Annotated in this window: 21 protein-coding genes and 1 tRNA gene; 10 read left to right on the forward strand and 12 right to left on the reverse strand. The window is 67.8% G+C overall.

The features are described 5' to 3' along the window. Positions 1–31 precede the first annotated feature (31 nt). Complete coding sequence (gene ygfZ, locus AC06FB_RS02240) at positions 32–904, forward strand: CAF17-like 4Fe-4S cluster assembly/insertion protein YgfZ (RefSeq protein ID WP_478053335.1); 873 nt, start codon at positions 32–34, stop codon at positions 902–904. 69 nt (positions 905–973) lie between these two features. On the opposite strand, the gene AC06FB_RS02245 is transcribed toward ygfZ, so the two are convergent. After that, entirely contained in the window at positions 974–2,056 is a 1,083-nt protein-coding gene (locus tag AC06FB_RS02245) for an ABC transporter ATP-binding protein (protein WP_065181281.1), read from the reverse strand. A gap of 354 nt (positions 2,057–2,410) precedes the next feature. On the opposite strand from AC06FB_RS02245, the gene zwf reads away from it, so the two are divergent. From zwf to eda, 5 genes are all read left to right on the forward strand, one after another. Further along, complete coding sequence (zwf, locus tag AC06FB_RS02250) at positions 2,411–3,847, forward strand: glucose-6-phosphate dehydrogenase (protein ID WP_346479938.1); 1,437 nt, start codon at positions 2,411–2,413, stop codon at positions 3,845–3,847. After that, on the forward strand, positions 3,844–4,851 hold the full coding sequence (gene glk, locus AC06FB_RS02255) for a glucokinase (protein ID WP_053517290.1): 1,008 nt from the start codon (positions 3,844–3,846) through the stop codon (positions 4,849–4,851). The genes zwf and glk overlap by 4 nt, the downstream gene beginning before the upstream one ends. Next, on the forward strand, positions 4,848–5,570 hold the full coding sequence (pgl, locus tag AC06FB_RS02260; RefSeq protein ID WP_053517289.1) for a 6-phosphogluconolactonase: 723 nt from the start codon (positions 4,848–4,850) through the stop codon (positions 5,568–5,570). Before glk ends, pgl begins: the two co-directional genes overlap by 4 nt. 58 nt (positions 5,571–5,628) lie before the next feature. Next, positions 5,629–7,545, forward strand: coding sequence for a phosphogluconate dehydratase (gene edd, locus AC06FB_RS02265; protein ID WP_111185432.1), 1,917 nt, complete (start codon positions 5,629–5,631; stop codon positions 7,543–7,545). 129 nt (positions 7,546–7,674) lie between these two features. Next, positions 7,675–8,334 (forward strand): bifunctional 4-hydroxy-2-oxoglutarate aldolase/2-dehydro-3-deoxy-phosphogluconate aldolase, encoded by a 660-nt coding sequence (eda, locus tag AC06FB_RS02270; protein WP_128989062.1) that lies wholly within the window; start codon positions 7,675–7,677, stop codon positions 8,332–8,334. A 107-nt stretch (positions 8,335–8,441) separates the two neighbouring features. Here the strand turns inward: eda and AC06FB_RS02275 are convergent, their stop codons facing one another. The 3 genes from AC06FB_RS02275 to ispG form a co-directional block, all read right to left on the reverse strand. Then, positions 8,442–9,089 carry a response regulator gene (locus AC06FB_RS02275; protein ID WP_065174949.1) on the reverse strand — a complete coding sequence of 216 codons (648 nt, stop codon included), beginning with the start codon at positions 9,087–9,089 and terminating at the stop codon, positions 8,442–8,444. 201 nt (positions 9,090–9,290) lie between these two features. Then, a complete protein-coding gene (locus tag AC06FB_RS02280; RefSeq protein WP_053517284.1) occupies positions 9,291–10,040 on the reverse strand; it encodes a phosphatase PAP2 family protein in 750 nt (249 codons plus the stop codon). After that, positions 10,021–11,286: a flavodoxin-dependent (E)-4-hydroxy-3-methylbut-2-enyl-diphosphate synthase gene (gene ispG / locus AC06FB_RS02285; RefSeq protein WP_053517283.1), complete on the reverse strand. Its 1,266-nt coding sequence runs from the start codon at positions 11,284–11,286 to the stop codon at positions 10,021–10,023. Before ispG ends, AC06FB_RS02280 begins: the two co-directional genes overlap by 20 nt. 114 nt (positions 11,287–11,400) lie before the next feature. Here ispG and AC06FB_RS02290 point away from each other — a divergent pair, with 114 nt between their 5' ends. Together AC06FB_RS02290 and AC06FB_RS02295 are read left to right on the forward strand one after the other, a co-directional pair. Beyond that, positions 11,401–12,627 (forward strand): ATP-binding protein, encoded by a 1,227-nt coding sequence (locus AC06FB_RS02290; protein WP_065174948.1) that lies wholly within the window; start codon positions 11,401–11,403, stop codon positions 12,625–12,627. Continuing rightward, positions 12,624–13,193: a response regulator transcription factor gene (locus AC06FB_RS02295; RefSeq protein WP_053517280.1), complete on the forward strand. Its 570-nt coding sequence runs from the start codon at positions 12,624–12,626 to the stop codon at positions 13,191–13,193. The genes AC06FB_RS02290 and AC06FB_RS02295 overlap by 4 nt, the downstream gene beginning before the upstream one ends. A gap of 34 nt (positions 13,194–13,227) precedes the next feature. On the opposite strand, the gene pgi is transcribed toward AC06FB_RS02295, so the two are convergent. The 6 genes from pgi to pcnB all read right to left on the reverse strand — a co-directional run bounded on the left by pgi (position 13,228) and on the right by pcnB (position 18,790). Further along, a complete protein-coding gene (gene pgi, locus AC06FB_RS02300; protein ID WP_478053336.1) occupies positions 13,228–14,739 on the reverse strand; it encodes a glucose-6-phosphate isomerase in 1,512 nt (503 codons plus the stop codon). After that, positions 14,736–15,116: an aspartate 1-decarboxylase gene (panD, locus tag AC06FB_RS02305; RefSeq protein ID WP_053517331.1), complete on the reverse strand. Its 381-nt coding sequence runs from the start codon at positions 15,114–15,116 to the stop codon at positions 14,736–14,738. The genes pgi and panD overlap by 4 nt, the downstream gene beginning before the upstream one ends. A 119-nt stretch (positions 15,117–15,235) precedes the next feature. Next, positions 15,236–16,075, reverse strand: coding sequence for a pantoate--beta-alanine ligase (gene panC / locus AC06FB_RS02310; protein WP_478053337.1), 840 nt, complete (start codon positions 16,073–16,075; stop codon positions 15,236–15,238). Beyond that, entirely contained in the window at positions 16,072–16,887 is an 816-nt protein-coding gene (gene panB / locus AC06FB_RS02315; protein ID WP_478053338.1) for a 3-methyl-2-oxobutanoate hydroxymethyltransferase, read from the reverse strand. The genes panC and panB overlap by 4 nt, the downstream gene beginning before the upstream one ends. Positions 16,888–16,921: 34 nt before the next feature. Next, positions 16,922–17,407 (reverse strand): 2-amino-4-hydroxy-6-hydroxymethyldihydropteridine diphosphokinase, encoded by a 486-nt coding sequence (gene folK, locus AC06FB_RS02320; RefSeq protein ID WP_053517275.1) that lies wholly within the window; start codon positions 17,405–17,407, stop codon positions 16,922–16,924. Between the two features lie 3 nt (positions 17,408–17,410). Next, on the reverse strand, positions 17,411–18,790 hold the full coding sequence (pcnB, locus tag AC06FB_RS02325) for a polynucleotide adenylyltransferase PcnB (RefSeq protein ID WP_065181273.1): 1,380 nt from the start codon (positions 18,788–18,790) through the stop codon (positions 17,411–17,413). Positions 18,791–18,842: 52 nt separating this feature from the next. Here pcnB and AC06FB_RS02330 point away from each other — a divergent pair. Continuing rightward, a tRNA-Glu gene (locus AC06FB_RS02330) sits at positions 18,843–18,917 on the forward strand. A gap of 173 nt (positions 18,918–19,090) precedes the next feature. On the opposite strand, the gene AC06FB_RS02335 is transcribed toward AC06FB_RS02330, so the two are convergent. Beyond that, positions 19,091–20,512 carry a sugar porter family MFS transporter gene (locus tag AC06FB_RS02335; protein ID WP_065174943.1) on the reverse strand — a complete coding sequence of 474 codons (1,422 nt, stop codon included), beginning with the start codon at positions 20,510–20,512 and terminating at the stop codon, positions 19,091–19,093. 192 nt (positions 20,513–20,704) lie between these two features. Between AC06FB_RS02335 and fdxA the strand changes: the two genes are divergently transcribed. Next, entirely contained in the window at positions 20,705–21,028 is a 324-nt protein-coding gene (fdxA, locus tag AC06FB_RS02340; RefSeq protein ID WP_049411316.1) for a ferredoxin FdxA, read from the forward strand. A gap of 122 nt (positions 21,029–21,150) precedes the next feature. Here fdxA and AC06FB_RS02345 read toward each other — a convergent pair whose 3' ends face one another. After that, the gene (locus AC06FB_RS02345; protein WP_065174942.1) at positions 21,151–21,669 is read right to left on the reverse strand and encodes a hypothetical protein; all 519 of its coding nucleotides are present in this window, start codon (positions 21,667–21,669) and stop codon (positions 21,151–21,153) included. Positions 21,670–21,682 lie beyond the last annotated feature (13 nt).

Here is a 21,682-nt window from a genome sequence, read left to right on the forward strand (position 1 = left end):
TCGCAACGCACAAATTTTAGACCTCGTTCACGTGCCTGACAACCTGCCCCCTGCTTTCGTCGGATATCCACGCCTTCCGGGCCACCAGCTGGTGAGCCTGCAGGGCGTGGACGCAGCTGCCTTCGCCCACGCCCAGTTCAGCAGCGATGTCGTCGCTCTGCCCCAGCAGCACTGGCAGTGGAGCGCCTGGCTGAGTGCCAAGGGCCGCACCCTGGCGGTGTTCCAGCTGCTCCGGCTGGCTGAGGATCACGTGATGCTGGTGTTCGCCGATGGCGACGCGGATGCGACTGCGTCGCAACTGCAGCGTTTCGTGTTCCGCCGCAAGGTCAAGGTGCAGCTGCGCGACGATCTGGCCGTGGCCGGCGCGTTCACCGCACCGGAAGCGGCTACCGGCGCAGCGATCGCCGCCAATGCAGGCGGTTGGGAGCTGGACCTGGGCAGCGACGCGCTGCCGCGCGCGCTGCGCATCGGTGCCGCTGACACCTTCCCGGCCGGTGGGCCGGACGACGACGTGGCCTTTGCATTGGCCTGGCGCCAGGCTGACCTGCGGTATGGCCTGCCCCGGCTGGAGCAGAGCCAGCGCGAGGTGTGGACCCCGCAGCAGTTGGGGCTGGACCGTCTGAACGGCTACAGCGTGAAGAAAGGCTGCTACCCGGGCCAGGAAATCGTCGCCCGCACCCACTTCCTCGGCAAGGCCAAGCGCGCGGTGCAGCTGCTGCACACCCATGCGCCGGCGCAGGCCGGTGACGGCGTGCAGCAGGACGGCGCGGCACTGGGCACGATCGCCAGCGTGGCCGGCGATCTCGCGCTGGCGGTGCTGCCGCTTGAAACGAGCGACGCTGCGCTGCAGGTCGGCGATGCGCCCGCGCAGCGGATTCCACTGCTGGATGGCCTGGCGCGCTGAGGCTGCGCCCCATCCACGCAGGGCGGGGATCTGCCGATGACGCCGGGCATGGCCCGGCGCCACCAAGTCTTACAGGCGCTCGCCGGTTTCCGCGTTGAAGAAGTGCAGGCCCTGCGGATGGATCGCCACGCGGATGTCCTCGCCCACGGCCGGCAGCGCCTGCGGCGCCACCCGCATGGTCAGTGCATGCTGGCCGCTGCTGAGGTTGACGAAGATCTCGTTGCCGACCGGCTCGATGCCCTCGATGCGCGCGGTGAACGCATGCGCGTCGTCGCCCGTGGCGGGCTGCAGGTGCTCCGGGCGCACGCCGACGTTGATCGGCTTCTGCAGCCATGCGGGGTCGATCGTGGCCTGGCCCAGCGGCGCGCGCCACTCACCCTCGACCACCGTCACGCCGCCCGCATCGCCCTGCAATGTCCCGCGCAGCACGTTCATCGCCGGGCTGCCGAGGAAACCGGCCACGAACAGGTTGGCCGGGCGGTCATACAGCGCCATCGGCGTATCGATCTGCTGGATGATGCCGTCCTTGAGCACCACGATGCGCTGGCCCAGCGTCATCGCTTCGACCTGGTCGTGCGTGACATAGATCATGGTCGTACCCAGCTTGCGGTGCAGCTGCGCGATCTCGGTACGCACGCTGTGGCGCAGCTTGGCATCGAGATTGGACAGCGGCTCGTCGAGCAGGAACACCGCAGGTTCGCGCACCAGCGCGCGCCCCAGCGCAACACGCTGGCGCTGGCCACCTGACATCGCCTTGGGCAGCTTGTCCATCATCTCGGTCAAGCCAAGCGTCTGCGCCGCTTCGGCAATCCGCCTGTCGATGGTCGCCTTGTCGTGGCCACGCAGCTTCAGGCCGAACGCCAGGTTCTCGGCCACGGTCATGTGCGGGTAAAGCGCATAACTCTGGAACACCATGGCGATGTCGCGATCCTTCGGTGCCACATCGTTGACCACGCGGTCACCGATGCTCAGCGTGCCACCGCTGATCTCCTCCAGGCCTGCCACCATCCGCAGCAGGGTCGACTTACCACAGCCGGAAGGACCGACCAGCACCATCAGTTCGCCATCGGCGACCTCGAAAGTGGCGTCCTTCACCGCAACCTGGCCGTTGTCGTAGACCTTGCGCACACCCTGCAACTGCACTTTTGCCATATCACCTGATCCGGTCTGCCCGACGCCGGGCTGTCTTTTGGGACTGCCTCGGCCCTCCCGATGGCAGCAATGATTGCGCGACTGCCGCATGACGGCGAGCACTGCAATCGAATACAGTTGCCCATTCTGCCATGTAAACGTTTTCACGTGGCACTATCCGATGGTCGGTGCGCACCGACCTGCGTCGGCGGACAATGGAACGTTCGCCGGTGCGGTGGTTTCGCATGGAACGGCCTGCTGGTATCCCCTGCAGATCGCGTTCCGCGAACCTCGGACAGGCAGTTGCGCGGATGTCCCCCGAACCCAGCCATGAAGCGATTGACAACGATGTCACCCGGATCTGAAACTCGAGCGATGCACGACACCCTCTTCCTGTTCGGTGCCACAGGTGATCTGGCCCAGCGCTACCTGTTCCCTTCGCTGCTGCGCCTGCTTGGCGATGGTCTGCTGCCGGAGGATTTCCGCATCCGTGCGCTGGCCCTGTCCGGCCATGACACCGCGGCCTTCCATGACATCCTGCGCCCGCGCCTGCAGCAGGCCATGCCGATGGCCTCGCAGGACGACATCGCCGCGCTGCTGCGCCGCATCGACTACCGTTCGGTGGACCTGCGCGATGTCGACTCGGTCGCCGCCGCCGTCTCCGACCTGGTGGACCGCAGGTGCGTGAGCTACCTGGCCATTCCGCCGGGCCTGTACATCTCCACCTGCGAAGGCCTGGCCAAGGGGGGCGCCCTCGCCGCACCGGCCCGGCTGATGCTGGAGAAACCGATCGGCAGCGACAGCGAAAGTGCCGAAGAGATCATCAGCACCATCGGCCAGTGGATCGACGAAGACCGCGTGTTCCGCCTGGATCACTATCTGGGCAAGGCTGCGGTGCAGAACCTGATCGCCCTGCGCTTCGGCAACACCCTGCTGGAGGCGGTGTGGAACCGCAACTACATCGAGTCGGTGCACATCCTGGTCGCAGAGAGCGAAGGCGTGGACGGCCGCGACGCGTACTACGCACGCTCCGGCGCCCTGCGTGACATGGTGCAGAGCCATATCCTGCAGCTGCTGTGCCTGGTGGCGATGGAACCGCCGGCTTCGCTCGAAGCCGACCGCATCCGCGACGAGAAGGTCAAGGTGCTGCGCGCCCTGCGCCCCCTCGACGCCCAGCATGCCGCCCGCGACAGCGTGCGCGGCCGCTATACCGCCGGCACCATCAACGGCCAGCCGGCACAGGCCTATCAGCCGCCGGAAGGCAGCGACGTGGAAACCTTCGCCGGCGTCACCGCGCACATCGACAACTGGCGCTGGTCCGGCGTTCCCTTCCATCTGGTCACCGGCAAGCGCCTGCCCGAGCGCACCACCCGCGTGGTGGTGACCCTCAAGCCGGTCACCCATTGGCTGTTCGAGCGCCCGCAGCGCGCGCAGGCCGCACCCAATCGCCTGGTGTTCCAGCTGCAGCCGCAGGAAAACATCGAGCTGGGCCTGATGAGCAGCCTGGCCGGTCCGGAATGGGGCGCGCTGGAACTGCATCCGCTGGAACTGGAGCTGTCGGTGCCGACGGGACTGCACCGCCGCATCGCTTACGAGCGCCTTTTCCTGGACGCCTTCAACGGCAACCATGCGCTGTTCGTGCGCGACGACGAAGTGCGCGCCGCCTGGGCGTGGATCGACAGCGTCGCCGATGCCTGGAAGGCAGCCGGCCTGCCGCTCCAGCCTTACCCTGCAGGCCAGTGGGGTCCGGCCGATGCCACCGGCTTCCTGCCTCAGGGCGTGGATGCGCCGGACACCGGAGCCTCGGCATGAGTGGCAGCTCGCAGCCGGTTCTGGTCGCCGACATCGGCGGCACCAATGCCCGCTTCGCACTGGCCGACACTTCGCTGGATGCGCCCCTGCAGAAGGACAGCATCCGCGAGTTCGCAGTCGCCGAGTTCCCGTCGCTGGGCGATGCCGCCCGCCACTACCTTGAGCAGGCCGGGGCCAGCGCGCGCCGCGGCGTGTTTGCGGTGGCCGGCCGCGTCGATGGCGACGAGGCACGCATCACCAACCATCCGTGGGTGATCTCGCGCAGCCGCACCGCAGCGATGCTCGGCTTCGACGAGCTGCACCTGATCAACGACTTCGCCGCACAGGCGATGGCCGTCGCCCTGCTGCAACCGCAGGATGTGGTGCAGATCGGCGGTGCGCACTGGACGCCGGCCGCACCGGGCCAGCCACGCAACTACGGAGTGATCGGCCCTGGCACGGGCCTCGGCGTCGGTGGCCTGGTGGTGCGCCACGGCCGCAGCTACCCGCTGGAAACCGAAGGCGGTCACGTCAGCTTCCCGCCGGGCACGCCGGAAGAAGTGCGGATCCTGGAGATCCTGTCCGAGCAGTTCGGCCGCGTGTCCAACGAGCGTCTCATCTGCGGTCCCGGCCTGGTCAACATCCATCGTGCGGTCTGTGAGATGGCCGGTGTCGACCCGGGCCATCTGCAGCCGGCCGACGTCACCGCCCGTGCCGCGCTCGGCGATCCGCAGGCGATGCGCACCGTGGATGTGTTCTGCGCAGTGTTCGGCGCCATCGCCGGCGACCTGGTGCTGATCCAGGGTGCCTGGGATGGCGTGTTCCTGACCGGCGGCCTGGTGCCCAAAATGCTGGATTCGCTGCAGCACTCCGGCTTCCGCCAGCGCTTCGAGCACAAGGGCCGGTTTTCCTCGATCATGGCGCGGGTGCCTTCGCTGGCGATCATGCACCCCTGCCCCGGCCTGCTGGGCGCTGCCGCCTATGCAGCCGATGCCGAACGTGACGCTCCGGGAGTTGCCGCATGAGCCCTGTCTTCCAGGACGACCGCATCGATTTTGTCAGTCACGGCGATGCCGATGGCTGGATCGAAGCGGTGGCCACCGAAATGGCACAGACCATCAACCGTGACATCAACGAAGTCGGCCGCGCACGCATCCTGCTGTCCGGTGGCACCACGCCGGCGCCGGTGTACCAGGCGCTGGCAGAAATGGAAGTGCACTGGGACCGCGTGGAAGTGAGCCTGGCCGATGAGCGCTGGCTGTCGCCGCAGGATCGCGACAGCAATGCCTGGCTGGTACGCGAGCACCTGCTCAAGCGCGCCGAAGGTGCACATTTCGACCCGCTGGTGCGCATCGGCAAGCCGCTTCCGGAATGCGTGTACACCGCCAATCTGCAGGCACAGCACAGCCAGCCGCCCAGCCTGGTCGCGCTCGGCATGGGCAATGATGGCCACACGGCCTCGTTGTTCCCCGGCTCGAAGGACCTGGCCCGCGCGCTGGAAAGCCCCCTGCCCTATGCCGCACTGGATGCGACCGGCTGCCCGGGCGCCAACCAGTGGCCGCTGCGGATCACGCTGACCCCGCACGGCCTGCGCCAGTGCCGCCAGCGCCTGCTGCTGCTGCGCGGCAAGCAGAAGCTGCAGGTGCTGCGGCAGGCGCTGGACAGCAACAATGCCCAGCAGTACCCGATCCTCAACGCAATCCACCTGGAAGGCGCGCGCCTGCGCGTCCACTGGGCAGATTGATGTCGGTGGCGGCATATCGCCGCCGCCCACCTCTCGCCACCTCGAACGCCGGTAGCCAATGAGCCTCCATCCGCAACTGCAAGCCATCACCGACCGCGTCATCCGTCGCAGCGCTGCCTCGCGCGCGGCCTACCTGGCCGCTGTCGACGCCGCCCTGCGCGAAGGCCCCTTCCGCAGCCGCCTGAGCTGCGGCAATCTCGCCCATGGTTTCGCTGCCTGCGGCGGCACCGACAAGAGCCGCCTGCGCGGCGGGGTGACGCCGAACCTGGGCATCATCACCGCCTATAACGACATGTTGTCGGCCCACCAGCCGTTCGAGACCTATCCGGAGCAGATCCGCGGGATCGCCCGTGAACTGGGCGCCACCGCGCAGGTGGCCGGCGGTGTGCCGGCGATGTGCGACGGCGTCACCCAGGGCCGCGGCGGCATGGAACTGTCGCTGTTCTCGCGCGATGTGATCGCGCAGGCCACCGCGATCGGCCTCAGCCATGACATGTTCGATACCACGGTCTACCTTGGCGTGTGCGACAAGATCGTGCCCGGCCTGCTGATCGGCGCGCTCGCGTTCGGCCACCTGCCGGCGGTGTTCATTCCGGCCGGCCCGATGACGCCGGGCATTCCGAACAAGCAGAAGGCCGAGGTGCGCGAACGCTATGCGGCCGGCGAAGCCACCCGCGAAGAACTGCTGGAGGCCGAGTCGGCCTCCTACCATGGCGCAGGCACCTGCACCTTCTACGGTACCGCCAACTCCAACCAGGTACTGCTGGAAGCGATGGGCGTGCAGCTGCCAGGCGCATCCTTCGTCAACCCGGGCACTGCGCTGCGCGATGCGCTCACCCGCGAGGCCACCGAGCGTGCGCTGGAGATCACCGCGCTGGGCGAGGATTTCCGTCCGCTCGGCCGGATCATCGACGAGCGCGCGATCATCAACGCCGTCATCGCCCTGATGGCCACCGGCGGCTCGACCAACCACACCATCCACTGGATCGCGGTCGCACGTGCCGCCGGCATCGTGCTGACCTGGGACGACTTCGACGAGCTGTCGCAGCTGATTCCCCTGCTGGCCCGCGTCTATCCGAACGGCGAAGCCGACGTGAACCGCTTCGCGGCGGCCGGCGGCCCGGCTTTCGTGTTCGGCGAACTGATCAGGGCCGGGCTGATGCACGGCGACCTGGTCAGTGTGGCGCGCGGCGGCATGGCCGATTACGCCCGCGAACCGCAGCTGCGTGACGGCACCCTGGTCTATCTGCCCGGGCTGGAGCGCAGTGCCGACGAGGAGGTGGTGCGCGGCGTCGACGCTCCGTTCGAGAGCCAGGGTGGCCTGCGCCTGCTGCGCGGCAACCTGGGCCGGTCGTTGATCAAACTGTCGGCGGTGAAGCCGCAATACCGTTCGATCGAAGCACCGGCCGTTGTCGTTGATGCGCCCCAGGTGCTCAACAAGCTGCATGCTGCCGGGCTGCTTCCCCAGGATTTCGTGGCGGTGGTGCGCTACCAGGGCCCGCGCGCGAACGGCATGCCGGAGCTGCATTCGCTGGCGCCGCTGCTGGGCCTTCTGCAGAACCAGGGCCGACGCGTTGCGCTGGTCACCGATGGCCGGTTGTCCGGGGCGTCGGGCAAGATCCCGGCAGCGATCCATGTCACGCCGGAAGCCGCGCGTGGGGGTCCGCTGGCGAAAGTCCGCGAAGGCGACATCATCCGCCTGGACGGCGAGGCAGGCACGCTGGAGGTCCTGGTGGACGCTGCCGAATGGGCAGCACGCACGCAGGCTCCGAACACCGCACCCGCGGCCAATGATCTGGGCCGCAACCTGTTCGCGATCAACCGTCGTGTGGTCGGGCCGGCCGATCAGGGGGCCATTTCGATTTCGTGCGGGCCGGCAGCGGCCGATGGCGGGCCGTGGGATTACGACGCCGAGTACGAACTGGGACACGATGCGGCGGCTGCGGCAGCGCCGCATGAGGCGAAGGACGCCTAAGGGTTGAACAGCGCTGCGGGTGTGTTGCGGCGGTGAGTGTGCTGGTGGCGGCGTCACACTTTCGGGCGCATCAACGCCGCGAAGTGATCACTGAAAATCAAATTCGGAAGCAAAGGCAGAAGTAGAGCTATGGGTATCGAACAACATCAGCTGAAGGCGGCGGAGCTGTTGCATGCGGCGGGCATCCTGCCGGTGGTGACGATTCATACGCTGGACCAGGCCCGCGCGGTGAGTGCGGCGCTGCTGGAAGGCGGTCTGCCGGCGATCGAGCTGACGTTGCGCACGCCGGTGGCGATGGAGGCGCTGGCCATGCTCAAGCGCGAACTGCCGGACGTGGTGGTGGGTGCCGGTACAGTGCTGACCGTTGAGCAGATGCAGCAGTCGATTGATGCCGGCGCGGACTTCCTGGTGACCCCGGGTACGCCGCCCGCGCTGGCCGATGCGCTGGCCGCTGCGCCGCTGCCGGTGGTGCCCGGTGCGGCGACGCCGACCGAGCTGCTGTCGCTGCATGCGCGCGGATTCCGGGTGTGCAAGCTGTTCCCGGCCACGGCGGTCGGCGGCCTGGCGATGATCAAGGGCGTGGCCGGTCCAATTGCCGATCTGAAGCTGTGCCCGACCGGCGGCATCACGGAAAACACCGCCGCCGAGTACCTCGAGCAGAAGAACGTGGTCTGCATCGGTGGCTCATGGATGGTGCCCGGCAACTGGATTGCGGACGGCGACTGGGACAAGGTGCGCGCCAGCGCCATGCAGGCGGCGGCCATCGTCAAGCGCGTGCGCGGCACCTGAGCGCCCGATGGGTGAGCGCGGGGCCGACGCTTGGCCCCGCGACCGCGGGCCGGAACTGGAAGACAGATTCCGGGCGCGCGACGCACCTCAGCCGTTGGCTGAAACCCTCACAGCGGCCGTGCCGGATCCACCAGCCCGTACTGGCTGGCCATGCGCGCCAGCGCGATGTTGTCATGGATACCCATCTTCTCGAACAGGCGTGCCTTGTGCGTGTTGACGGTCTTGGCGCTGAGGCTGAGGCGGCGCGCGATGTCTTCCTGGCGCAATCCCTGGGTCAGCAGCAGCGCCACTTCCAGCTCGCGCGGAGACAGGGTGTCGAACGGCGAACCATTCCCCTCCACCGTCGACAGCGCCAGATTCTGCGCGATGCTGGTGCCCAGGTAGCGGCGCCCGCCTGCCACGTCGCGCACCGCGCGCAGCAGTTCCTGGGCGTCGCAGCCCTTGCCGATGTACCCGGCCGCGCCGGCTTCCAGCAGCCGCTTCGGCAGCGGGCCATCCTCCAGGACGGACACGATCACCACGCGCGTGCTGCGATGGCCGCGCACGATGCGCTCGGTCACTTCCATGCCGCTGACACCCGGCAGGTGCAGGTCGCACAGCACCACGTCCGGCTGCAGCTGGCGGATCTCGCGCAGCGCGTCCTCGCCGGTCTCGGCCTCGCCCACCACCTCGATGTCGGTCTCACCCGACAGGATCATCTTCATCCCGGTGCGGACCAGTGCGTGGTCGTCCACCAGGTAGACTCGAATCGTCATTCACGTACCTCTTCGAATGCGGCCATTGCGGGTCAAGCTAGGCAGGGTGCCGAACCCTCGCAAGCGCGGTCGAAGTGCATACCGGGCAAGAGTGCCGGGTTGATCACAGTCTCACGCATTGTGCTTACCCCCTGTCTTGCAGAACCCACTGCAACGAAACAGCTCATCTATCACGTAGACGCCCGCGAAGAGCCATCCACGTCACTCCCCCTGTGTTGATGCTTCGCTGGCCGTCGATGGCGGCGAATCGCGGCGTCGCCAGGGATGCCGACGACTGAACATGACCAGGTAGCACCCTACCACCCAAACCAGTGCTGCACACCATCCGGCCAGGATATCCGACGGGTAATGGACCCCGAGATAGACCCGGGACACGCTGACCAGCAAGCTGAACGCAGGGGCCAGCACCAGCACCGGCCAGCGCCAGCGGGTATTCCAGGCCAGAAGTACCAGGGTTGCCGCCAGGGTCATCGACCCCATGGCGTGGCCGCTGGGGAAACTGAACGTCGATTCCGGTGCGATGGACTCCCACAGGCTGGGGCGGTCCCGCTGGAAGAACCGCTTGCTGCCCATGTTCAACAGTGCCGATCCGAGGAAACTGACGGCCACGAAGGTGGCCTCGCGCCAGCGGCGGTAGCCCAGCAGTGCCGCGACGATCAGCACATCGGCGGGAATCAGGAACCACTCGTAACCCAGCCGGGACAGCAGCACGAAGAACCGGTCCAGCCACGGCGAATGCAGGCCGTGCATCTGCCACAGCAGCGGCGCGTCGAAATGGAACGATTCAAACTCATGCACCTCGTCGGCCAGCGCGACGAAGCCGGCCAGCGGCAACAGCACGCCGGCGAACAGCAGGACCAGGCGCCACGCATTGCGCGCCATCCAGTGACGGAAGCCGGAGGCCGGCTCCGGCGCGGCAAGGATCGCGGGCTTATCCTGCGCTTCGGACATAGGTTCGTTCGACGTAGTCGTCGATCAGGGCGACGAATTCCTGGGCGATGTTCTCGCCACGCAGGGTCACCTTCTTCTCGCCATCGACGAACACCGGCGCCGACGGCGCCTCCCCGGTTCCCGGCAGCGAGATGCCGATGTTGGCGTGCCGCGATTCTCCCGGGCCGTTGACCACGCAGCCCATCACCGCCAGGGTCATGTTTTCCGCCCCCGGGTGCTGCACTTTCCACAGCGGCATCTTCTCGCGCACGTGGTTCTGCACCACCTTGGCCAGCTCCTGGAAGAACTCGGAGGTGGTGCGGCCGCATCCCGGGCAGGCTGTCACCAGCGGCGTGAACGCGCGCTGGCCGGTGGTCTGCAGCAGCTCCTGCGCGACGATCACTTCCTGCGTCCGCGACTGGCCCGGCTCGGGCGTCAGCGAGATGCGGATGGTGTCGCCGATACCTTCCTGCAGCAGCACGCTCAGCGCCGCTGCCGACGCAACGATGCCCTTGCTGCCGATGCCGGCTTCGGTCAGGCCCAGATGCAGCGCGAACTCCGAACGCTGTGCCAGGTCACGGTAGACCGCGATCAGCTCCTGCACGCCACTGACCTTGGCCGACAGCACGATGCGGTCGCGCGGCAGGCCCAGCTCCACGGCCTGTTCGGCCGAATCCAGCGCTGACCGGATCAGTGCCTCGCGCAGGACACGTCCGGCGTCCCAGGGCTGCTCGCGCTCGTTGTTCTCATCCATCAGCCTGGCCGCCAGCGCCTGGTCCAGCGAGCCCCAGTTGGCGCCGATGCGCACCGGCTTGTTGTAGCGGATGGCGAACTCGATCAACTGCGCGAACTGCAGGTCCTTCTTCTTGCCGAAGCCCACATTGCCCGGATTGATGCGGTACTTGGCCAGTGCTTCGGCACACGCCGGTTCGGCGGTCAGCAACTGATGGCCGTTGTAGTGGAAATCACCGATCAGTGGCACGTCGATGCCCATCATCGCCAGCTTGTCGACGATGCGCGGGATCGCGGCCGCGGCCTCGACGGTGTTGACGGTCAAGCGCACCATTTCCGAACCGGCGCGCCAGAGCTCGGCGACCTGCTTCACGCTGGAGGCCACGTCGGAGGTGTCGGTATTCGTCATCGACTGCACCACCACCGGCCTGCCGCCGCCGACGGTGACTCCGCCGATCTGGACGGCGTGGGTCTGGCGACGGGACCAGGCGGTGGGCTCGGAAGGCGGGGTCGGGCGGGTAACGGCGTCGTGCATGCGGGCATTCTAGCGCCCGCCTCCGGTTTCCGGGTGACTCGCATTCAGCCGCCGGCACGGCTGCGGCCGATTGTCGCAGGCACACCCGCCCGCGAACGCATACGATGGGCGCGAATGACTGGTCCCGACGCCCCGTTTCTCCGCACCCTGTGCAGCCTGCGATGGCTGGCCGTGGCCGGCCAGGCCGCCACCATCCTGGTCGCCACCTGGGTGCTGGGCCTGCCGCTGCCGCCACTGCCGCTGTGGGCCGGCGTCGCCGTGCTCGCGCTGTTCAATGTCTACACCCAGCTGCGGCCGGAAGGGGCCGATACCGCGCCACTGACAGCCTTCGGCCACATCCTGGTGGACGTGATCATCCTGACCTGGATGATCAGCTGGAGCGGCGGCATGGCCAATCCGTTCAGCTCCCTGTTCCTGATCCTGATTGCGTTGGCCGCCTTCGCCCTGCCCCTGCGCTGGGCGTTGGCGGTGGCCCTGGCCTGCCTGCTCGGCTACGCCGCCAGCGGACTGTTCGGCCAGCCGCTGCCGGACGGCTACTTCCGTGCGCAGGACCTGAACCGCTGGGGCGTGGTCGCCAATTTCCTGATCTCCGCCACTGTCGTGCTGACGTTCTCCACGCGCCTGGCCCTGGCCCTGCGGCAACGGGAACTGGAGCTCTCGGCACTGCGTGAACGCTTCGCCCGCAACGAGGGCATTGTCGCCCTGGCCACCCACGCCGCCTCGGTGGCGCATGAACTGAACACGCCGCTGGCGACCATGACCCTGCTGGCCGACGACGTTGCCGAGCGCAGCGAGGAGCCGGAAGTACGCGAGGACATGGAAACCCTGCGCGAACTGCTCGTGCAGTGCCGCGAACGGGTGCTGGCACTGGCCGCGCCGGCATCGGCCGACATGCCCGGACGCAGCCGCTCCAGCGCCCAGCAGGTGCTGGAACAATGGCGGCTGGTGCGGCCGACCATCGACCTGCACCGCAACGACGATGCGCCGCTGCGGCTGCCGCTGGACCCCGGCGTGGGCCACCTGCTGATGGTCCTGCTCAACAACGCGGCCGATGCCGGAGAGCAGGCCGGGCGCCCGCGCGTGGACCTGAGCCTGCGCATCGACGGCGACGACCTGATCGGCGAAGTCCGCGACTACGGCCACGGCTTCGATGCCCGCGCCGCCGTGCTGCCGGGCACGCTGTTCGGCAGCAGCAAGAGCGAGGGCATGGGCGTCGGCCTGGCCCTGTCCCATGCCACCATCGAACGCCTCGACGGCGAGATGTGGATGCGCCCGGCCCAGGGGGCCGGCAGTCGCGTCGGCTTCCGCCTGCCGCTGGCCCCACGCGAGGACACCCCATGAGCCTGCACCACTCCACCCAGGGCCTGCTGGTCGACGACGACGAGCTGTACCTGCGCACCCTGCAGCGCAGCCTGGCGCGCAAGGGACTGGAAACGCAGACCGCGCAGGACGCGGCCACTGCGCTGATGCTGGCCCGCCAGCATCCACCGGCCTTCGCGCTGATCGACCTCAAGCTCGGCAGTGATTCCGGCCTGGCCCTGATCCAGCCCCTGCGTGCCCTGCGTGCGGACATGCGGATCCTGCTGGTCACCGGTTATGCCAGCATCGCCACAGCCGTGGAAGCCATCAAGCTGGGCGCAGACGATTATCTGCCCAAGCCGGCAACGGTACCGATGATCCTGCGCGCGCTGGGCGAAGAGGACGACGGCCCGGCCGACGACGGCGAGATGGAAGTCCCCGACGCGATGACGCCGATCAGTCGCCTGCAGTGGGAACACATCCAGCAGGCGATGCACGAGACGGGCGGCAACGTGTCCGCTGCCGCCCGCCTGCTCGGCATGCACCGACGGTCGCTGCAGCGCAAACTGGCCAAGCGGCCAAGCCCGGAACGCGATCCGAGCCGTTGAGCCCGGGGTCGCGTCCGCCGGGCATGGCCCGGCGCTACCGGATCTGCGCCAGGATCTCGCGGGTCATCGGGTCGGCGATCGCCACGCCCTCGCCCTGCAATGCCGGCAGCAACTGGTTGGCCAGCTGCTTGCCCAGCTCGACCCCGAACTGGTCGAAGGCGTTGATGTTCCAGATCACCGACTGCACGTACACCGCGTGCTCGTACATGGCGATCAGCGCACCCAGCGCCTGCGGCGTCAGTGCATCGAGCAGGATCAGCGTACTCGGACGACCGCCCGGGTAGTCGCGGTGCGGATCGTCGCTGCCCTGACCGTTGGCCAGCGCTTCGGTCTGCGCCAGCAGGTTGGCCAGCAGCGCCTGATGATTGACGGTATAGGGATCGTCGTTGTGCACACAGCCGATGAAGTCAGCCGGGACGATGCTGGTGCCCTGGTGCAGCGCCTGGAAGAAGCTGTGCTGCACATCGGTGCCCGCACCGCCCCACCACACCGGCACGGTATCGGTGGTCACCGGCTGGCCATCACGCTGCACGCGCTTGCCCAGGCTTTCCATCACCAGCTGCTGCAGGTAGGCCGGCAGCAACGCCAGGCGCTGGTCGTAGGTCATCACCGCATGGGTGGCGCAGCCCAGCAGGTTGCGGTTCCAGATGTCGGTCAGGCCATGCAGCACCGGCAGATTGCGCTCCAGCGGTGCATCCAGTGCGTGCGCGTCCATCTGCGCCGCACCCTCCAGCAGCTGTTCGAAACGCTCAAAGCCGATCGCCAGCGCAATCGGGAAGCCGACCGCCGACCACAGCGAGTAACGGCCACCGACCCAGTCCCACATCGGCAGCACGCGCTCTGCGCCGATGGCGAAGGCCTTCGCTGCGCGCTCGGGATTGGCGCTGACGGCATACAGGCGCTCACTGCCACCCAGCCAGTCGTGCAGGATCTGGCCGTTGAGCAGGGTTTCCTGGGTGCCGAAGGTCTTGGAGATCAGGATGCCGGCGGTGCGCGCCGGGTCAAGCGTGGCCAGCGTGCGCTGCATGGCCGCGCCGTCCACGTTCGATACGAAATGCACGCGCAGGCGCGCGCCGCTGACCGGGCGCAACGCATCGGCGACCAGCCGCGGGCCAAGATCGGATCCCCCGATGCCGACGCTCACCACGTCGGTCACGCCGCTGTCTTCCAGCGCACGCACGAGGACTCCCATGCGCTGACGGATTTCGCGTGCAGTGGCATGGGCATCGGCGGCCACCGGCGCGTCGACCACGTCACCACGCAGCGCCGTGTGCAGCGCCGCGCGTCCTTCGGTCAGGTTGACCTGCTCGCCGCGCATCAGGCGGTTGATGGCGCCCCCGACATCGCGTTCTGCTGCCAGCGCCAGCAGCGCCTGCAGCGCCGCGGCGTCGTACTTCTGCCGGGCAAAGTTCACGTACAACGGACCGACCCGCAGCGCCAGCTCCTGCACACGGCCAGGTTCGGCGGCGAGCAGGCTGGGGATGCTTGCGCCTTTCAGGCGCTGGGCGTGGGAATGCAGCGAGTCGAATCCGTTGTTCGTTGTCATGCGGCCTGGGTCGGGATCGTGTCGTTGGTGTGGGTGATCTGGTTGCTGCCATCCACGTACACCAGCTTCGGCTTGAAGCTGTCCGCTTCCTGCTCGGTCATGCTGGCGAAGGCGGCGATGATGATGATGTCGCCAACCTGCACGTGGCGCGCGGCGCCACCATTGAGCGAGACGATGCCGCTGCCGGCTTCGGCGCGGATCGCATAGGTCGAGAAGCGCGCACCGTTGGTCACGTCCCAGATGTGGACCTGCTCGAACTCGCGGATACCGGTGGCAGCCAGCAGGTTGTCATCGATGGCGATCGAGCCTTCGTAGTTCAGCTCGGAGTGGGTGACGGTGGCGCGGTGGATCTTGGTCTTGAGCAGGGACAGGTGCATGGCACGGTACAACGCAGAGGAAAGCGTGGATTCTAGCACCCGCGCAACGCGGGGCATCACGACCGGCAAACCGTTCAGGTAGCGCCGGGCCATGCCCGGCGGCGCCATCACAGCGGAACTCAGAACTCCAGGTTGTCGATCAGCCGGGTCGTGCCCAGCCGCGCGGCGATCAGCGCCACCCGGCCGCCACCCTCGAATGCCGGCTCGGCCAGCTCGGGCGTGCGCAGCACGGCGTAGTCGACCTGGAAACCAGCCGCCTGCAGCGCGGCGGTGGCATCGGCCTCGATGCGCTCGCGCGGCTGGCCAGCCACATAGCCTTCGCGCATGGCCAGCAGGGTCCGATGAAGGGTCGTCGCGACGGGGCGCTGTTCCGGGCTCAGATACTGGTTGCGCGAACTCTTGGCCAGCCCATCGTCATCACGGACGATCTCCGCACCGACGATCTGGACCGGGAACGACAGCTCGGCCACCATCTGGCGGATCACCGCCAGTTGCTGGTAGTCCTTGCGGCCGAACACAGCCACGTCCGGCTGCACCTGCAGGAACAGGCGGGCGACCACCGTGCAGACGCCGTCGAAATGGCCCGGACGGCTGGCACCTTCCAGCGCCTCGCTGATGCCGGGCGCGTGCATGCGCGTGGTCTTGTCCACGCCCAGCGGATACATCGCCTCGACGCTCGGCAGCCACACCGCATCGCAGCCGACCTGCTCCAGCCCCGCGACATCGGCCTCGGGCGTGCGCGGATACCGGCTGAAATCCTCGTTGGGCCCGAACTGGGTCGGATTGACGAAGATGCTGGCCACCACCCTGTCGGCGTACTGGCGGGCCAGGCTCACCAGCGCGTGATGGCCACCGTGCAGGTTGCCCATGGTCGGCACCAGCGCGACGCGCAGGCCTTCGCGCTTCCACTGGGCGATCTGCCCGCGCAACGCGCCGAGCTCATTGAAGGTCTGGATCATTGGGCGTAAGCGTGCTGTTCGTCGGGGAAGCTGCCGTCACGCACGGCGTCGGCGTATGCGCGGGTGGCTCCAGCCACCGAGCCCCCTTCGGCAAGGAAATCCTTGACGAATTTCGGTCGGCGATGGCCGCTGTCCAGGCCCAGGAAGTCATGCAGGACCAGCACCTGGCCATCGCACTGCGGACCGGCACCGATGCCGATGGTGGGCACCGGCACTGCAGCGGTGACCTCGGCCGCGACCGGGGTCGGCACGCATTCCAGCACGATGATGCTGGCGCCCGCGTCGGTCACGGCCCTGGCGTCCTCCACCAGCTGCCGGGCCGCATCGCCACGGCCCTGGATCTTGAACCCGCCCAGGCGCAGCACCGACTGCGGGGTCAGGCCCAGATGCGAGCAGACCGGAATCTCGCGTTCGACCAGGTAACGGACGATATCGACCTTGAAGCCGGCCCCCTCGATCTTGACCATCTCCGCGCCTGCCTGCAGCAGCTGCAGCGACGCATCGAGGGCGCGTTCCGGGGTTGCATCGGCACCGAACGGCAGATCGGCAACCAGCAGCGCGCGCTGCAGCACGCGGGCCACGGCGCGGGTGTGATAGACCATGTCGGCCACGGTCACCGGCAGGGTGGAATCGTGCCCCTGCACGACCATGCCCAGCGAATCACCGATCAGGATCAGGTCGACGCCGTTGGCGTCGAAGGTGCGGGCGAAGCCAGCGTCGTAGGCGGTCAACATGACCAGCTTCTGGCCATTCCGCTTGGCCTCGGCCAAGGCGGGAACGGTCCAGGGCTTGCTGTCTGCGTGGGTGCTCATGTGCTGATAACCGGGGGAGATAACCCGGGCATTATCACCCTATCGGCGCAATCCCGCAGGCATCCACCCGCATCACTGCATCCCGCACGCGACCATGGCCGGGAATGGCCAGATCCGGCGCGATCTCGGCCAGCGGCACCAACACGAAGGCACGCTCGTGCAGGTAGGGATGCGGCACCTGCAGACCCGGTTCATCCAGTACCTGCGCGCCATACAGCAGCAGGTCCAGATCCAGTGCCCGCGGTCCCCAGTGCACGGCTGGATCGCGCACGCGACCGAAATGCCGCTCCAGCTCCAGCATCGCCCGCAGCAATCCGGAGGCCGGCAGGCGCGTTTCCACCGACGCCACCGCGTTGACGAACGGCGGCTGATCCTCGTTGCCCCAGGCCGGCGTGGCATACAGGCGCGACGCCTGGCAGCGCCGCGTGTCAGGAAGCGCGTCCAGTGCGGCAATCGCCGCACGGACGGTCGCGGCCGCGTCGCCAAGATTGGCGCCCAGGCCGATCCAGGCCAGCGTCATGGCTTACTCGCCAGCGCTGCCGGCCGTGGCACCGGAGCGCCGACGGCGGCGCCGGCGCTTGCGCGGTGCGCCCTCTTCCTCGTCGCCCGGTTCGGCATGCATCGCATCCAGCGCGGATTCCAGCTCGCGGCCCGGTTGCACCTGCGCCTCACGCCAGAACGCCACATCTGCCTCGTGTTCGGCCGACGCGACCTGGCGCAGCGTCAGGAAATCGAACGCTGCACGGAAGCGCGGGTGGGTGAGCGTGCGGAACACGCGCTTGCGCTGGCGCGAGCCGAAACGCGACTGCAACAGCCAGATCTCCTGCATCGGCAGCGAGAAACGGCGCGGCAGCGCGATGGTGCTCAGCTGCTGCACCGTCACGCGGTCGGCAGCACGACGCTGCGCTTCTTCCGGCGCCACGCCCTGCTTGAGCAGGGTGGCCTGCGCCCGGCAGAACGCCGGCCACAGCAGCAGCGCGAACAGGAACGCGGGCGAGACAGGCTCATCGTTGGCAACGCGTGCATCGGTATTGGCCAGGCCCTCGACCAGCATGCGGCGCAGTGCACCGGTGCGGTTCGCCTTCAGCGCCCTGCCACTTTCAGGGAACAGGACGTCGAGCAGGCCGTAGCGCTCCAGGCCTTCGAAACTGGCAACACCGTGGCCGGACAGGAACAGCTTCAGCACTTCCTCGAACAGCCGCGCGGGCGCGGCTTCGTTCAGCAGGCCTGCCAGGTGCGGGATCGGCGCGGCGGTGCCCTCTTCGATCTGGAAGCCGAGCTTGGCCGCCAGGCGCACCGCGCGCAGCATGCGCACCGGGTCCTCGCGATAGCGCTGTTCGGGGTCGCCGATCAGCTTCATCAGGCGCGCCTGGACGTCTTCGAAACCGCCGACGTAGTCGCGCACCGAGAAATCCTCGATCGCGTAGTACAGGGCATTGCAGGTGAAGTCGCGGCGCACCGCGTCGTCTTCGATGCTGCCGTACACGTTGTCGCGCACGAGCATGCCGTTTTCCATTTCGCGGTCGCCGCTGCCGTCATCGACGTTGGCGCGGAAGGTGGCGACTTCGATGATCTCGCGGCCGAACACCACATGGGCCAGGCGGAATCGGCGGCCGATCAGGCGGCAGTTGCGGAACAGCTGTTTGACCTGTTCGGGCGTGGCATCGGTGGCCACGTCGAAATCCTTGGGTTGGCCATTGACCAGCAGGTCGCGCACCGCGCCGCCGACAAGGTAGGCGCCGAAGCCGGCATCGCGCAGGCGATAAAGCACGCGCAGGGCGTTCGGGCTGATGTCCTTGCGGGAAATGGTGTGCTGGTCGCGCGGGATGACGCGCAGGCTGAACGGTGATGGAGCAGGAGAAATGATGTTGGCGCTTCCGGTTGAAGTTTCGGGATTGCCCAATGGCATCGAGGTGCATATACTAGCGCTCCTGCCTCGGCAGCGACACATATACGCTCCCTTCGTCTAGTGGTTAGGACGTGGCCCTCTCAAGGCTAAAACAGGGGTTCGAGTCCCCTAGGGAGCGCCAGTCGCCACAGCAGGAACCGAAAAAGCCCGCCTCGTGCGGGCTTTTCTGTTTCCCGGGGTTTGCCTGTTGCGTCGAGCGGGTCGCCTCGGGGGCGAGCCGCCCCTGCCTGTCCTGGAGCGGCTGGCCTGCCGCCGCCACGGAACAGGAAGGCGCTGGAAACCAGGGCGGCGCCATCAGCCTTCCATCTGCTCCAGCTCCTTGCCCTTGGTCTCGCGGACGTAGCGGACGACGAAGAAGATCGAGAGGATCGCTGCAACCGTGTAGATGCCATAGGCACCGGCCAGGCCGATACCCGCCAGCAGCAGCGGGAAGGTCACGGTGATGGCGAAGTTCGACGTCCACTGCGCCGCACCGGCCACCGCGAGCGCCGGGCCGCGGATCTGGTTCGGGAACATCTCGCCCAGCATGACCCACATCACCGGGCCCCAGGACATGTTGAAGAACACCACATAGACGTTGGCCGCCACCAGCGCCAGCCGGCCCATGCCATCGGACAGGTGCAGGCGCCCTTCGACCAGGCTGCCGCTGGCGAATGCCACCACCATCAGCACCAGGGCAACCGACATGCCGACCGAACCGACCCACAACAGCGGCTTGCGCCCGATCCGATCGATCAGCATCACCGTCAACAGGCAGGCGCCGATGCTCAGCGCACCGGAAAGAACGTTGATCAGCAGCGCATCGCTTTCCGAGAAGCCGACGGCCTGCCACAGGACCGCGCCGTAGTAGAACACCACGTTGATGCCGACCAGCTGCTGGAACATCGCCAGGCCGATGCCCACCCAGATGATCGGGCGAAGCCTGCCGGTGCCCTTGTCCAGCAGGTCGCCGAAGCGCGGCTTGTGCTGGTCCTGGTCCAGGCTGGCCTCGATCTCCGCCTGTTTGGCGGCCGCCGCGGCGTCGCCGTACAGCCGCGACAGAACCGCCCTGGCCTGCGCCTGGCGCCCCTTCACCACCAGGAAGCGCGGGCTTTCCGGAATCACCAGCAGCAGCAACAGGAACAGCGCCGACGGCAGCGCCTGCATCCAGAACATCCAGCGCCAGGCCTCCTGCCCGAACCACAGGAGCTCGGTGGAGGTGCCTGCCGCACGGGCCAGCAGGTAGTTGCTGAGGAAAGCGGCGAACAGGCCGCAGATGATCGCCATCTGCTGCACCGTCGCCAGGCGGCCCCGGTAGCGTGCGGAAGCGACCTCGGCGATGTAGGCCGGCGACATCACGCTGGCCGCACCGACGGCGAAGCCGCCCAGCACGCGAGCGGTCACGAACAGCCAGGAGGCGTGCGCGGCGCCCGCACCCAGCGCCGACAGCAGGAACAGCACCGCCGCCACGATCAGCACGCCGCGTCGGCCCAGGCGGTCGCCCAGCCAGCCGGCGAGAAACGCGCCGATCGCGCAGCCCAGCAGCATCGAGGCAACCTCGAAGCCCAGGGCCGCCTCGCTGGAGTTGAAGGCCTGCCGCAGGCCATCAACCGTGCCGTTGATTACGCCACTGTCGAATCCGAACAGGAAGCCTCCCAAGGTGGCCACGCAGCTGATCAGGACGATGAACGCGGTGTTCTCTCCACCATCGGCGGCGGCAGGCTGAGCTGGGGACATGGGCATTCCAGGAGGGAGGACAGTCCGGCTGCCACAGCAGCCAGCAGCGCGCAGCCTCGCACAGGCGCCGCCCCATCGCCAATGGGCCGTGCCCTCGAGCCCGGCAGATCCCCCTTTTCAGGCCCGCGCCGACACCGGGGGGCAACCTGTTCTAGAATTGGCGGGTTCAGGAATCGATCCACCCCCAAGCCCATGCCCTTTGTCGTCACCGAAAACTGCATCAAGTGCAAGCACACCGATTGCGTGGAAGTGTGCCCCGTGGATTGCTTCCACGAAGGCCCGAACTTCCTGGTGATCGACCCGGATGAGTGCATCGACTGCACCCTCTGCGAGCCGGAGTGCCCGGTCAACGCGATCTTCCCCGAGGACGATGTCCCCGCCGGACAGGAGGGCTTCGTCGCCCTCAACGCCGAACTGGCCAAGGCCTGGCCGGTACTGACCGTGCGCAAGGACCCGCCGGCGGACGCCGGTGAGTGGGATGGCAAACCGGACAAACTGAAGCTGCTCGAGCGCTGAGGCGCCAGCACCCGCCGCCATGAAAAAGGGCGCCCTGGGCGCCCTTTTCCTGTTCCGGCAATGCCAGGCCCTGCCCGGCCGAACCCGGGCGCGTGGCCCGGTCCGCAGCTGCCGGCGGTTCCTTACTTCGCCAGCGCGGCCTTCAGTGCGGCAATCAGCTTCACCGGGGCCTCGGCGGTCGCCGGCAGACCACGCGGATCGACCGCAGAGACATAAGCGCCGGCATCGACGGCCACCACGCGCACCAGGAAGTTACTGCCTTCATAGGCCACGTCGTAGGAGCCCAGCAGCTGGGCACGGCTGGCGATGGTCACGCCCTGCACGCCTTCCAGCGCGGTGCCGACCTTGGCGAACGCCTCGTCCTTGCTGCCCGGAATGGTGAAACCGGTATTGCCCACGGCCGGGGCAGCCGGAGCGGCCACAGCAGCCGGGGCGGTGGTCGAGGCCAGCCTCGGCACCTGGTTCTCGCCCGACGCGGACGGCAGGTTCAGGTCCGGCGGCACTTCCAGCGGACGCATCTCCGGGGCCAGGGCGTAGTCGCCCTTGGCACCGCGCTTGAAGCAGCCGGTGGTGGTCACGACCGTGGTGAGGGCGATGAGCGCGAAGGACAGCACGCGGACGGCGGAAACGGATTGACGCATGTGGATCTCCTGG

This window comes from Stenotrophomonas sp. Steno-C15 (assembly GCF_056393265.1).

Excerpts from the sequence above, each read along its gene's own strand:
- AC06FB_RS02335 (WP_065174943.1), bottom strand. The coding sequence starts at position 20,512 with ATGTCCCCAGCTCAGCCTGCCGCCGCCGATGGTGGAGAGAACACCGCG.
- fdxA (WP_049411316.1), top strand. The coding sequence starts at position 20,705 with ATGCCCTTTGTCGTCACCGAAAACTGCATCAAGTGCAAGCACACCGAT.
- AC06FB_RS02245 (WP_065181281.1), bottom strand. The coding sequence starts at position 2,056 with ATGGCAAAAGTGCAGTTGCAGGGTGTGCGCAAGGTCTACGACAACGGC.
- ispG (WP_053517283.1), bottom strand. The coding sequence starts at position 11,286 with ATGCACGACGCCGTTACCCGCCCGACCCCGCCTTCCGAGCCCACCGCC.
- AC06FB_RS02295 (WP_053517280.1), top strand. The coding sequence starts at position 12,624 with ATGAGCCTGCACCACTCCACCCAGGGCCTGCTGGTCGACGACGACGAG.
- glk (WP_053517290.1), top strand. The coding sequence starts at position 3,844 with ATGAGTGGCAGCTCGCAGCCGGTTCTGGTCGCCGACATCGGCGGCACC.
- panD (WP_053517331.1), bottom strand. The coding sequence starts at position 15,116 with ATGCACCTGTCCCTGCTCAAGACCAAGATCCACCGCGCCACCGTCACC.
- pgi (WP_478053336.1), bottom strand. The coding sequence starts at position 14,739 with ATGACAACGAACAACGGATTCGACTCGCTGCATTCCCACGCCCAGCGC.
- zwf (WP_346479938.1), top strand. The coding sequence starts at position 2,411 with ATGCACGACACCCTCTTCCTGTTCGGTGCCACAGGTGATCTGGCCCAG.
- pgl (WP_053517289.1), top strand. The coding sequence starts at position 4,848 with ATGAGCCCTGTCTTCCAGGACGACCGCATCGATTTTGTCAGTCACGGC.
- AC06FB_RS02345 (WP_065174942.1), bottom strand. The coding sequence starts at position 21,669 with ATGCGTCAATCCGTTTCCGCCGTCCGCGTGCTGTCCTTCGCGCTCATC.
- AC06FB_RS02280 (WP_053517284.1), bottom strand. The coding sequence starts at position 10,040 with ATGTCCGAAGCGCAGGATAAGCCCGCGATCCTTGCCGCGCCGGAGCCG.
- AC06FB_RS02290 (WP_065174948.1), top strand. The coding sequence starts at position 11,401 with ATGACTGGTCCCGACGCCCCGTTTCTCCGCACCCTGTGCAGCCTGCGA.
- folK (WP_053517275.1), bottom strand. The coding sequence starts at position 17,407 with ATGACGCTGGCCTGGATCGGCCTGGGCGCCAATCTTGGCGACGCGGCC.
- panC (WP_478053337.1), bottom strand. The coding sequence starts at position 16,075 with ATGATCCAGACCTTCAATGAGCTCGGCGCGTTGCGCGGGCAGATCGCC.
- AC06FB_RS02275 (WP_065174949.1), bottom strand. The coding sequence starts at position 9,089 with ATGACGATTCGAGTCTACCTGGTGGACGACCACGCACTGGTCCGCACC.
- eda (WP_128989062.1), top strand. The coding sequence starts at position 7,675 with ATGGGTATCGAACAACATCAGCTGAAGGCGGCGGAGCTGTTGCATGCG.
- edd (WP_111185432.1), top strand. The coding sequence starts at position 5,629 with ATGAGCCTCCATCCGCAACTGCAAGCCATCACCGACCGCGTCATCCGT.
- panB (WP_478053338.1), bottom strand. The coding sequence starts at position 16,887 with ATGAGCACCCACGCAGACAGCAAGCCCTGGACCGTTCCCGCCTTGGCC.